The 11,554-nt window shown below is 71.2% G+C and carries 12 protein-coding genes; 6 read left to right on the top strand and 6 right to left on the bottom strand.

Translation table 11 applies throughout. The annotated features are described in order from the left end of the window. Positions 1-48: 48 nt before the first annotated feature. Together FBY40_RS16435 and FBY40_RS16430 are read left to right on the top strand one after the other, a co-directional pair. On the top strand, positions 49-813 hold the full coding sequence (locus FBY40_RS16435; RefSeq protein ID WP_141939813.1) for a TVP38/TMEM64 family protein: 765 nt from the start codon (positions 49-51) through the stop codon (positions 811-813). Next, entirely contained in the window at positions 806-1,435 is a 630-nt protein-coding gene (locus FBY40_RS16430; protein WP_141939812.1) for a CDP-alcohol phosphatidyltransferase family protein, read from the top strand. Before FBY40_RS16435 ends, FBY40_RS16430 begins: the two co-directional genes overlap by 8 nt. A gap of 10 nt (positions 1,436-1,445) precedes the next feature. Here the strand turns inward: FBY40_RS16430 and FBY40_RS16425 are convergent, their stop codons facing one another. After that, complete coding sequence (locus FBY40_RS16425; protein WP_235014971.1) at positions 1,446-2,927, bottom strand: dihydrolipoyl dehydrogenase family protein; 1,482 nt, start codon at positions 2,925-2,927, stop codon at positions 1,446-1,448. A gap of 95 nt (positions 2,928-3,022) precedes the next feature. Here FBY40_RS16425 and FBY40_RS16420 point away from each other — a divergent pair, with 95 nt between their 5' ends. Then, positions 3,023-3,712 carry a class I SAM-dependent methyltransferase gene (locus FBY40_RS16420; RefSeq protein WP_141939810.1) on the top strand — a complete coding sequence of 230 codons (690 nt, stop codon included), beginning with the start codon at positions 3,023-3,025 and terminating at the stop codon, positions 3,710-3,712. 93 nt (positions 3,713-3,805) lie between these two features. Here FBY40_RS16420 and FBY40_RS16415 read toward each other — a convergent pair whose 3' ends face one another. After that, the gene (locus FBY40_RS16415; protein ID WP_141939809.1) at positions 3,806-3,985 is read right to left on the bottom strand and encodes a hypothetical protein; all 180 of its coding nucleotides are present in this window, start codon (positions 3,983-3,985) and stop codon (positions 3,806-3,808) included. After that, positions 3,982-5,634 (bottom strand): MFS transporter, encoded by a 1,653-nt coding sequence (locus FBY40_RS16410; protein WP_200830008.1) that lies wholly within the window; start codon positions 5,632-5,634, stop codon positions 3,982-3,984. The genes FBY40_RS16415 and FBY40_RS16410 overlap by 4 nt, the downstream gene beginning before the upstream one ends. Positions 5,635-5,718: 84 nt before the next feature. On the opposite strand from FBY40_RS16410, the gene FBY40_RS16405 reads away from it, so the two are divergent. Both FBY40_RS16405 and FBY40_RS16400 read left to right on the top strand, forming a co-directional pair. Further along, complete coding sequence (locus FBY40_RS16405; RefSeq protein ID WP_141939808.1) at positions 5,719-6,957, top strand: amidohydrolase; 1,239 nt, start codon at positions 5,719-5,721, stop codon at positions 6,955-6,957. 3 nt (positions 6,958-6,960) lie between these two features. Next, positions 6,961-7,260 (top strand): hypothetical protein, encoded by a 300-nt coding sequence (locus FBY40_RS16400; protein ID WP_141939807.1) that lies wholly within the window; start codon positions 6,961-6,963, stop codon positions 7,258-7,260. On the opposite strand, the gene FBY40_RS16395 is transcribed toward FBY40_RS16400, so the two are convergent. Continuing rightward, positions 7,252-8,166, bottom strand: a complete 915-nt coding sequence (locus FBY40_RS16395) for a hypothetical protein (RefSeq protein ID WP_141939806.1) — start codon at positions 8,164-8,166, stop codon at positions 7,252-7,254. The two genes, FBY40_RS16400 and FBY40_RS16395, sit on opposite strands and share 9 nt — an antisense overlap. Positions 8,167-8,268: 102 nt before the next feature. Here FBY40_RS16395 and FBY40_RS16390 point away from each other — a divergent pair, with 102 nt between their 5' ends. After that, entirely contained in the window at positions 8,269-9,717 is a 1,449-nt protein-coding gene (locus tag FBY40_RS16390) for an MFS transporter (protein ID WP_141939805.1), read from the top strand. Positions 9,718-9,738: 21 nt separating this feature from the next. On the opposite strand, the gene FBY40_RS16385 is transcribed toward FBY40_RS16390, so the two are convergent. Beyond that, entirely contained in the window at positions 9,739-11,103 is a 1,365-nt protein-coding gene (locus FBY40_RS16385) for an MFS transporter (RefSeq protein WP_141939804.1), read from the bottom strand. Continuing rightward, a complete protein-coding gene (locus FBY40_RS16380; RefSeq protein WP_141939803.1) occupies positions 11,100-11,531 on the bottom strand; it encodes a MarR family winged helix-turn-helix transcriptional regulator in 432 nt (143 codons plus the stop codon). Before FBY40_RS16380 ends, FBY40_RS16385 begins: the two co-directional genes overlap by 4 nt. Between the last annotated feature and the right edge of the window lie 23 nt (positions 11,532-11,554).

Here is an 11,554-nt window from a genome sequence, read left to right as displayed (position 1 = left end):
GTCCACACCGACCGAAACCCCGACGAGAGCACAGACGACGAGAGGCGCATGATCACGCGAAATCGCCGCAGCGTTTCCCGGGGTGCGATCATCCGGTTGATCTCTCTCGGTGTCTTCGTCGCCGTGGCGGTTTCGGTTGGACTGCTGCTGCCCCCGCTCGATGTCGACGGCCTGCGTGACCTGTTCGGTGACCTCGGGTGGACCGGTCTCGCGGCGTTCGCGGCGATCTACGGGCTGCTCACCCTCTCTCCTGTGCCAAAGGGCGTGCTGAGCATCGGCGCGGGCGTGGTGTGGGGGTTCGGCGTCGGCGTGCTCGCCGTCTACGCCGGGGCACTCCTGGGGGCGACGCTGGCGTTCTGGGCGTCGCGGCTGCTCGGACGCGACGCCGTCGCGCGGCTGATGGGGCGTCGGGCCGCCGCGATCGACGACCTGTTCGAGCGTCGGGGGTTCCTTTCGATCCTGGGCTTGCGCCTCGTGCCGGTCGTGCCGTTCACCGCCCTGAACTACGCCTCCGGCCTCACCGGTGTCAGGTATCCCGCCTATGCCGCCGCGACCGCGGTCGGGATCATCCCGGGCACGGCGGCCTACGTCGCGCTCGGCGCGTTCGGCATCGAGGCAGGACCGCTCTTCTGGGTCGCTCTGGGGGTTCTCGGCGCGCTCTCCCTCGTCGGGGCGGCCGCCGGGGTGGTCGTGCAGCGCCGCCGCGTGCGTGCGCGCGCCGCCGGCGCGGCATCCGATGCTCCCTCCGGCTCCGAACAGGAAGCGACGACCGGCCTCGAGGACCGGAGCGGACGGGGGGCCGAGCATGCTTGACGCGACGCTCCGACCCCGCCTCGCCCGCCCACTCGAAGCCCTCGCGGCGATGCTCGACCGGCCGGGGATCACGCCCGACCGTCTGACCGTCGCCGGACTCGTGCTGGGTCTGGCCTCCGCGGCGGCGGCGGCGTTGCAGCTGTGGATACCGGCGCTGGTGCTCTGGCTGGTCTCGCGCGTCGTCGACGGCCTCGACGGCACGCTCGCCCGCCGCCGAGCGGCCGCTCGCGGCCAGGAACGCGGCGGCACCCACGCGGGCGGGTTCCTCGATATCGCCGCCGACTTCGTCGTGTACGGCGCGACCGTGGTGGGCGTGGCGATCGGGGCCACCGCCGGTGGGGCCCCGTGGTGGCCCTTTCTCCTGGTGCTCCTCGCCTACTACATCAACGGGACGGCATTCCTGGCGTTCTCCTCGATCGCCGAGCGTGCCGATCGTCGAATCGACGACGGACGGTCGCTGTCGTTCCTCGGAGGACTCGCCGAGGCGACCGAGACCATCGCGGTGCACGCGCTGTGGCTCATCCTGCCGTTCTGGGCGGGCGAGATCGCCGTGGCGTGGGCGGTGATCGTCGGACTGAGCGCGACGCAGCGGATCGTCGTCGGCTACCGGGCGCTGCGCTGACCGGATCGGATCAGAGAGCTGCCCGGCGGGCGTGCCGCCGCCGGAGGAATCGGATGCCGCGGCCGACGATCCCGCGATCGAGGCCGTCCTGCGCGGCGCTGATCGCGGCGTTCCAGGCGGCATCGGCGTAGGTGGGGTAGGCGTGGATCGTGCTCGCGAGGGCACGGACGGACACGCCCGCGGCGATCGCGGTCGTCACCTCCCCGAGCACCTCGCCCGCGCGGGGGCCGACGACGGAGGCGCCGCGCAGCCGTCCGCGGCGGTCGATGACGAGCGTGGTGTGCCCGGCGGTGTCGTGATCGGCGACGGCGCGGTCGACGTCGTCATGCTCCTTGGTCACGACACGCAGACCCTGCGCGCGGGCATCGGCGGGTGCGACTCCGACGGCGCCGACCTCGGGGGCGGTGAAGGTCACCCGCGGCACGGCCGCGACATCCACCGTGCGCGAAAGACCGAGAACGGCGTTCGTCGCCGCCGTGCTGCCGAAGAACCCCGCGGTGTGGGTGAACCGCGGCAGCGGGGTCACGTCGCCGGCCGCGCGGATGCGCGGGTTGGAGGTGCGCAGCGTGCGGTCGACGTCGACGTCGCCGTCGGGCGTGAGGCGCACCCCCGCTTCTTCGATCCCCAGGCCCTCGACGGCGGCACGACGACCGAGCGCCGCGAGCATCCGATCGAAGGCGACCTCCGTTCCGTCGGAGAGGTGCGCGGTGCCGGCACCCGCGGGTCCGGCAGGCGTCAGCGCCGTCACCGTGGTGTCCACCCGGACGTCGACGCCGTCGCGGACGAGGGCGTCGTGGACGATCCGGCTCGCCGCGGCATCCTCCCGGGGGAGGATCCGCTCGCCTCGGTGCACCAGCGTGACGCGGGTGCCCAGGCGCGCCATCGCCTGTGCGAGCTCGCATCCGATCGGTCCGCCGCCCTGCACGAGCAGGGTCTCTGGCCGGCGCTGCAGATCCCAGAAGGTCTCATTGGTGAGGACCGGCAGATCGGCGGCGCCGGGCACGTCGGGCGTCACCGGGTGGCTGCCGGTGGCGATGACCGCGTCGCGGAACCGGAGGCGGTGTCCGGCGACCTCGAGGTGCGTCGGACCGGTGAACCGCGCGCGACCGGTGAGCACAGAAACGCCCTTGGCCACCAGGGCCTCGGGGGCGTCGACGGGCTCGATGTGCGCGATCGCGGCGCGGACGCGGGCCATCACCCGCGGGAAGTCGACGGTGACCCCGGTGACCTCGATGCCGAGGCGCGACGCGGTGCGGGCGGTGTGGGCCGCGTGTGCGGCCGCGATGAGGGCCTTCGAGGGTACGCAGCCGGTGTGGAGGCACTCGCCGCCGAACCGCGCGGCCTCGATGAGGAGGGTGCGTGCGCCCAGAGAGGCCGCGGTCCGGCTGGCCACGAGGCCCGCGCTCCCCGCGCCGATGACGACGAGATCCCACTCACCGGCCGCCTCGGCGGGGGAGAGGATGCGGGCGCGGCCAGACGAGGGGGAGGTCACGGGCGTCAGCCTACGCGGCGGCCCGAGGGGTGGGTCGCCGATGGCATCATCGAGGTCACCGGCTCGACTCGCGCCGCCCGATTCGAGGAGAACCGATGTCCAGGCCATTCCGCCGCTACAGCGCCGGCGCTCGCTTATACGACGTGCTGTCGGGGGAGCGCTGGGTCTACCGGGCGGGTCGTGTCGCCGGCATCGAACTCATGGGTCTGCGCAGCGGAGACGTCGTGCTCGATCTCGGTTGCGGCACGGGGCTGAACTTCCCGCTCGTGCGCGCCGCCGTCGGGAGGACCGGCCACATCGTCGGCGTCGACCGGAGCGCCGACATGCTCGCGGTCGCTTGGGGCAGGGTGCGCCGCGAGGGATGGTCGAACGTCACCCTCGTCGAGGCGGATGCGGCCGACCTCGATGCCGGGGACGTTCGGGCACGGGTCGCCGCGGCCACCGGGAGTGCCGGCGGTGTCGACGCGGTGCTGTCGACCTATGCGCTGAGCGTCATGCGAGACGGCGCGACGGAAGCGTGGGCGCGTGCGGTGGATCTCGTGCGTCCGGACGGGGTGCTCGCCGTCGTGGACATGCAGCCGCCGACCGGGCGCTGGCGGATCTTCTCGCCGCTCGCGCGCCTCGCGTGCGCTGTGGGCGGTGCGGACATCCGGGCCCGGCCGTGGCGACTCGTCGCGCGCGACGCCGATCCCGGGTCGGTGCGGGAGGTCACGGTGCGCGGGGGCCATATCGTCACGGCCGTCGGTCGGTTGCCCGGAGAGGACGCCTCCGCGACCGGATCGTGATGACGGATGCACGACCGGTGGTGCGGGTGTCACAGAACGAGGCGGGTGAGCGTCACCCGGCGGCTCTGCCCGGCATGGCTCGCCGGAGGGGGGTCAGCCGGTCGGTGCGTCGGGGTCGAGGGCGCGGATCTGATCCTCCTCGACGGCGTTGTCGGCCTCGAGGCGGTTCTCGGTCTTCTCGTCGCCTCCGGCGGGCCCGTCGCCGGGAGTCTCGCCGACAGGGGGTTCGTCGGTGTCGCCGTGCTCGTCGGGACGGTCGTGGTGCTCGCTCATGTCTCCACGGTAGGCCCGGGCACCCGATCGCCCGGAGGGCTTGCGCCGGCCACCTCTTCGGTGCGTGACCGCCCGACGGTTCCCCCGGCCCCGCTGCCCAGCGATGCCGTGGCGGCCAGCCCGATCACGAGGAACCCGGCCGCCGCCCACGTCGCGTAACGGGTGCCGTCCGAGAACGCCTGCGCCGCGGCATCCGCGATCGAAGCCGTCTCGGGGTTCGCGCGCAGGCCTGCGATCGCGCCCCCGGCGCTGTCGACCACCGACGAGACGACCTGGTCGCGCTGCGCGGCCGGGACACCCTGGTCATCGAGCGAGGCGGTGAGGGCAGCGGAGGTGCTGGTGAAGAGGATCGTGCCGAGCACCGCGATGCCGAGCGCCGCGCCGACCTGGCGCGCCGTGGACTGCGTGCCCGACGCCTGGCCGCCCTCGGCGACCGGCACATCGGCGAGGACCACACCGGTCAGCTGCGCGGTGGCGAGACCGACGCCCAGGCCGTAGACGAAGAGGAAGGGCAGCAGCAGCACCCAATTCGCGTCGGGCGTGATGACGAACCCGAGCCCGCCGATGCCGATGATCTCGGCGACGAGGCCCGCCCGCACCACCCACACCGGCGCGATGCGCCCGCTCGCGGCCCCCGCGACGCCACTTGCCACGAAGGATCCGATCGCGAGCGCGAGGAGGATGAACCCCGTCTGCAGGGCGTCGAAGCCCAGCACGAACTGCAGCCAGAGCGGGAGGGCGAGGATGACGCCGAACTCGCCGAGCGAGACGATCGTCGCCGCGATGTTGCCGTTGCGGAACGACGGGATGCGGAAGAGGTCGAAGCTCAGGAGCGTCGAGCGCCCCAGCCGCCGCCGTCGCAGGCCCCACGCGATGAAGGCGATGAGCCCGAGCACCGCGATCGCGAGGGCGAGGGGGACGGGGGACAGGTCCCACGGCCAGGAGACCCCGGCGAGCTCGATCGAGCCGTCCGTCGTCCACCAGCCGTAGTTGCGCCCCTCGATGAGGCCGAACACCAGCGCGGCCATCGTGATCACCGAGAGCACGGCGCCGACGGCGTCGGTGCGGCGCGTGTCGGTGCCGCGCGACTCGGCGACGGTGACCATCACGCCGACGAAGATGAGGATGCCCAGGGGGATGTTGATGCCGAACGCCCAGTGCCACGAGAACGCGGTGGTCAGCCAGCCGCCGAGGAGCGGGCCGACGGCGGCCATGCCGCCGATGGTCGACCCCCACACCGCGAAGGCGATGCCCCGCTCGCGACCCCGGAAGGTGGCGTTGATGAGCGACAGGGTCGTCGGCAGGATCATCGCACCGCCCACACCCTGGACGAAGCGCGCGGCGATGAGCATGCCGCCCGAGGTCGACAGGGCGGCGAGGATCGAGGATGCGGCGAAGATGACGACGCCGATCAGCAGCATCCGCTTCCGGCCGATGCGATCGGCGACGCTGCCGAAGACGAGCAGAAGCGCGGCGAAGACGAGGGTGTAGGCCTCTTGGACCCACTGCACCTCGGTGGAGGAGATGCCGAGGTCGTCGACGATCGCGGGGATGGCGACGTTGACGATGGTGGAGTCGACGATGATGAGCGACACCGCGATGCTGATGAACACCAGGCCCGCCCACCGGCGGTGCGACAGATCTGCCATATCGCTAGATTATCTAGTGATTGTCTCCCGTCAAGTGTTTCGGAGAGCGGCGGCGGCGCAGCGCCGCGCGCCTAGGGTGGAGGGATGTCTGACGCACTCGCGATCACCGGTGGTTACGTCGTCCCCGTCGCCGGGGACCCGATCGACGGGGGGACGGTCGTCATCACCGACGGCGTCGTCACCGCCGTCGGTGACGCGACGACGGACATTCCCGACGGCGCCCGCGTCGTGGATGCGACGGGGAAGTGGGTGCTCCCCGGATTCGTCGAGGCCCACGGCCACCTCGGTGTCCACGAAGACGGCGAGGGATGGTCGGGCAACGACACCAACGAGATGACCGACCCCAACGGCGCGCGGTTCCGGGCGCTCGACGGCATCGACATCGAAGAGGTCGGCTTCCGCGACGCGCTCCGCGGCGGGGTCACGACCGCGGTCATCAAGCCCGGATCGGGAAACCCCATCGGCGGGCGCACGGTGGCCATGAAGACCTGGGGTGGGCGCACGGTCGACGAGCAGGTGCTGGCGCACGACGTGTCGGTCAAGTCCGCCCTCGGCGAGAACCCCAAGCGCGTCTATGGCGAGAAGAAGCAGACGCCCTCCACCCGCCTCGGGGTCGCAGCGGTGCTGCGTCAGGCGTTCGTCGAGGCGCGCACGTACGCCGAGAAGCGCGCGGCCGCCGCGACGAAGGGTGAGCCGTTCGAGCGCGATCTCGGCAAGGAGACCCTGGCGTCCGTCCTCGACGGCGACCTGCTGTGGGACCAGCACTGCCACCGCCACGACGACATCGCCACGGCGATCCGCCTCTCGGAGGAGTTCGGGTACCGCCTCGTGGTCAATCACGGCACCGAGGGGCACAAGATCGCCGATGTGCTGGCGGAGAAGGACATCCCGGTGCTCTTCGGACCGATGCTGACGTCGCGCTCGAAGGTCGAACTGCGCGACCGGGCGATCGGCAACCTGGCGCTCATCGCCGCCGCGGGCGTGAAGGTCGCGATCACCACCGACCACCCCGTCGTGCCGATCGAGCAGATCCGGTTGCAGGCGATCCTCGCCGTCCGCGAAGGTCTCGCCCCTCGGACGGCGCTCGAGGCGCTCACCGTCAATCCTGCGTCGATCCTCCGCCTGGATGATCGGGTGGGGGCGCTCGTCGAGGGGCTCGACGGCGACGTCGTCGTCTGGTCGGGCGATCCGCTCGACGTCGACTCGGCCGTCGAGCAGGTCTTCATCGGTGGCGCGCCGGTGCTCGAGCCCTCAGGCGACGATTCCGCGCCGCGCGTCGTGGAGCGCTGGGAGCGCTTCGGCCGGCGCTCGTGGATGGCCTGAGGGATGGATGCCGCGCCGCCGGCCACCCGGCGCATTCAGCTGACCCTCGGCAGACCGGCCCTGACCCTGTGGGCGGGCATCCGCCCGACTCTGGTGATCGGAGGCCGTGGGCAGCCGGTCCAGTGGGGTGCGGGCACCTGGCAGGTGGCGGCGGATGAGCCGGTCGAGCTCGGCGTCTACCTCTTCGCCCGGGGCTGGCGGTTCGGTGACGCAGGGGTGGTCCTGCACCCGACCGATCCGCCGACGCTGCACTACCGCGCCCCGATCCTCCCCTTCGGACGGGGCCGGTTCATCTCACTCTGAACGCTTCGCGTCGTCATCCTGCGCGCTCAGTCCGACCGGCACCCCGGCCGCGCGACGCGCGGCGCGGTCGACGCGCTGCGTCAGCACGATGAACACCACGAGCACGATTCCGACAGGGATCAGCACGAGGCCGACGATCCACGCGGCGTCGGCGACGTACCGCCCCGGGGAGGCGAAGAACAGCAGCGTGTTCTGCGCGGCCTCGAGGACCGATCGGCCCACGGCTTCGCCGGACCCCCACACGATGAGCGAAGGGACGAGGAAGACGAGGATCAGCACCCAGGCCAGCGCGATGTTCGCCCGGCGCACCTGCGTGGCGTAGGCCGGCGCCAGGTCGTTCATGTTCGCCGCCGCGAGATCACGGGGGCGGCGGTAGGCGAAGAAGAGGATGACCAGCAGGCATCCGACGAGCCCGGCGATCATGCCCAGCAGCCAGCCGCCGAAGAAGGGCAGGACGAACGGATGCGGCTCTTCGAACCAGTAGTGGAAGCCGCTCGGGCGGCGGGAGGCCGCCATCGCCTCCGCCACGGCAGGCACCCAGGTCGTCACCAGGCTCGCGAGGGCGCACAGCAAGGACACCGCGGCGCTGTACACCATCGCCCTCACGAAGGCGTCGGCGATGTGCCCGTCCCGGCGCCACGCCACCTGCAGCACCACGAGAAGGGTCGCGATGATCGGCGCGGCGAACATGCCGTTGCCCGCGAGGCCGTCGCCCTCGCCGTCCGACGCGGCCGAGACGGTCGCCACGACGTTCAGGACGACGGCGAGCGCCGTCACCGTCAGCACGAACGGATCGCGCATCATGACGAGGATCCGCGAGGGCGCCTTGGTCTTCGACTCGGTCGATCCCGCCGAGGCGGCCTCTCCCTGCGCGGGCGGGAGGTCGGGCGCGTTGGAGTCGGGCATCCCGACATCCTCTCAAGTCTTGGGCACGACGCGCGCCAACGTTCATCGCCCATTCACGTGCCGTAGCCCTTCGCGGCCACGCCGGGTCGGCAGGATGCGGGCATGCGAGAGCGCGCGGCCCTCCGATTCCTCGACCGGCTGAGATTCGGCCCCCTTCATCGGCGGGTGTGGTGGCTGTCGGCCATGGGCATCATGCTCGACGGCTTCGACTTCTTCATCGTCGGTGTCGCGGTGCCGCTCATCGTCGCCGAGTGGGGGATCACCCCGCTCGAGACGGGGCTTCTCACCAGCGTCGCAGTGGTGGGCGCCATCTTCGGCGCCGCGATCATGGGGCCGCTCTCCGACCGCATTGGACGGAAGCTGGCGTTCCGCATCGACCTCGGCATGTTCGTGGTCTTCGCCGTCGCGTCCGCCTTCGCCCCCGATATCTGGTGGCTGATCGCGTTCCGGTTCCTGCTCGGGGTGGGGATCGGCGCCGACTACCCGATCGCAGCGAGCTACGTCGCCGAGATCTCACCGGGGCGGATGCGTCCGAGGCTGTTGATCGGAGCATTCAGCTTCCAGGCCGTGGGACAGCTCCTGGGTGCCCTCGTCGGGCTCGTCGTCCTCACCTTCGATCCGCACCCCGAGGCCTGGAGATGGATGCTGGCGGCCGGCGTCGTCCCGGCGGTCATCATCGTGGTCCTCCGCCGGGGAGTGCCGGAGAGCCCGATCTGGCTGGCTTCCCAGGCGAGATACCTCGAGGCGGCCGCGGTGATGAGCCGGTTCGCCGGGCGCCAGGTCGTCGAGACGGAGATCCGGGATGTCTCGCCCTCGGCGGATCATCCCGTTCTCGTGCGCGCGACGGGGGTCGTGCCCACCGTGCGCAAGCGCGCACTGTTCGCAGGCGAGTACCGGAAGGCGACCGCGCTCACGACGGTGCCGTGGTTCTTCATGGACATCGCCACCTACGGGGTCGGTGTCTTCACTCCGACGATCATCGCCGCACTCGCGCTCAGCTCCTCTGCGAGCAGCCCGTTCATCGCCGACGACATCACCTCGACCGAGGGCGCCGCCGTCCTCGACCTGTTCCTCATCGTCGGCTTCGCCGCCGCCATCCTGCTGGTCCGGCGTCTGGGACTCATCCTCATGCAGTCGGTGGGGTTCGTGGTGATGGCGGTGGCGCTGGTTGCGCTCGGATCGACGCAGCTCGTGGCGCCGTCACCGGCGCAGGTGGCGGTCATCTTCCTCGCGTTCGCCGCGTTCAACCTGTTCATGAACGGCGGCCCCAACGCCACGACCTTCGCCATGCCGACGGCGGCGTTCCCTGCCGAGGTGCGCGGCGCGGGCGCGGGCTTCGCCGCCGCCGCGGGGAAGGCCGGCGCTGCGGTCGGCACCTTCTTCTTCCCGATCCTGCAGGCAGAGCTCGGCCTCTTCGCCACGCTGTCGATCATCGCGGGCGGGTGCCTCCTCGCCGCCACGGTGACGATCCTCTTCCGACACCAGGTGCGCCGCGAGCGGGTGATCCGGGATGCCGCGGGCGATGCCGATCTCGTGGGTGTGACCGGGTAGTCGAACTTCGCCCCGACGGGGTCAGCCGGCGCGCCGGGCGGGGGCCGGTCCGCGCTTGTCGCCGATCGGCAGCGTGATGGGTGTGGTCTCGGCGACTTCGTCGCTGAACTCCTCCGGCGAGGCCTGCACCACCGACAGCGGCCGGGTCTCATCGATCGTCAGGCGGAAGCGGGCGTTCTCGCGGCGGTGAAGCCGACCGGAGACGATGAGCCAGGTGGCGCCGATCGCGAAAGCGACGAAGCCCGCGCCTGCGCCCAGGAGGATCGCGGCGCGGGGGCCGAACTCCGCGGCCACCCAGCCGACGATCGGCGCGCCGACCGGTGTGCCGCCCATGAGGATCGCCATGTAGAGAGCCAGCACGCGACCACGGAGGGCCGGGTCGGTCGTGGTCTGCACGTATCCGTTCGCGGTGGTCAGCATGGTCACGACGGCGAAGCCGGTGAACATGAGCGTCACGGCATACAACCAGTAGACGGGCATGAAAGCCGAGACGACGGCGGCGACCACGAACAGCAGCGCGCCGCCGATCACGACACGGATGCGAGCCCGGTCCCGGCGTGCCGCCAGCAGTGCGCCGAACAGCGACCCGATCGCGAGGATCGAGCTGAGCAGGCCGTAGCCGTCGGCGTCCCGACCGAACTCCAGCGCCATGGTCGAGGCGAAGATCGGGAAGTTCATTCCGAACGCGCCCAGCAGGAACACCATCGAGAACGTCACGATGAGGTCGGGGCGGCGGGCCACGTAGCGGAAGCCGTCCGCGAGGCGCGAGGCGCCGGGCGCCTTGATCCGGGGGATGAGCTCGTGCGGCCGGATGAGGGCCAGCGCGACGATCATGGCGAGGAAGGTGGCGCCGTTGAGCAGGAACACCCACCCGGTGCCGACGGCGACGATGACGATACCGGCGACGGCGGGTCCGATCATCCGGGCGCCGTTGAATGACGCGGCGTTCAGCGCCACGGCATTGGAGGCGTTCTCGCGTGCGACGAGATCGGAGACGAAGGCCTGCCGGGCAGGGTTGTCGAACGCGGCGATGACACCGAGCGCAAGCGCGAAGGCGTACATCAGCCACAGGGTCATCACGCCGACCAGGAGCAGGATGCCGATGACGATGCCGAGCACCATCAGAAGGCTCTGGGTCACCACGAGCAGTCTCCGCCGGTCGAACCGGTCGGCGACCCAGCCGGTGACGCCGACGAGGAGCAGCGGGGGTGCGAACTGCAGGGCCATCGTCACGCCCATCGCCGCGGCGTCGTTGTCGGTCAGCTGTGTGAGCACCACCCAGCTGAGCGCGGTGGCCTGCATCCACTGGCCGATGTTCGACACCAGCGCGCCGATGAACCACACGCGATAGTTGAAGATCGAGAACGATCGGAACATCGCGCTCATCGGTCGGCCACCTTCCGCATGAGGTCGGCGGCCTCGGCGAGAAGGCGGCGCTCGGCCGGCGTCAACTCCGCGAGAGCCTGCTCGAGCCACGCGTCGCGGCGGCGCACGGTCTCTTCGACGACCTCGCGGCCGGCGGGGGTCAGAGTGATGTTCACCTTGCGTCGGTCGGCGTCATCCGGAGTCCGGGTGAGGTATCCGGCCTCTTCGAGGCAGTTGACCGTCCGGTTCATCGAGGGTGCGGTGACCCGCTCGCGCTCGGCGAGTTCGCCGAGGGTGTGCGAACCGAACATCTTGAGCACGGCGAGCACGGCGAACTGACCGTCGCTCATGCTGTCGATCGCGCGCTCCGCGCGAAGCCTGCGGGCGAGGCGGAAGGTCGCCATGCGGAAGTCGGATGCCTCGTCGGACAGGTTCTCGAATGCGCTCATACGTTTATTTAGCATAGCTCATT

Source organism: Microbacterium sp. SLBN-154 (assembly GCF_006715565.1).
Classification (GTDB): domain Bacteria; phylum Actinomycetota; class Actinomycetes; order Actinomycetales; family Microbacteriaceae; genus Microbacterium.
This window is presented reverse-complemented; position numbering and strand designations above follow the sequence as displayed.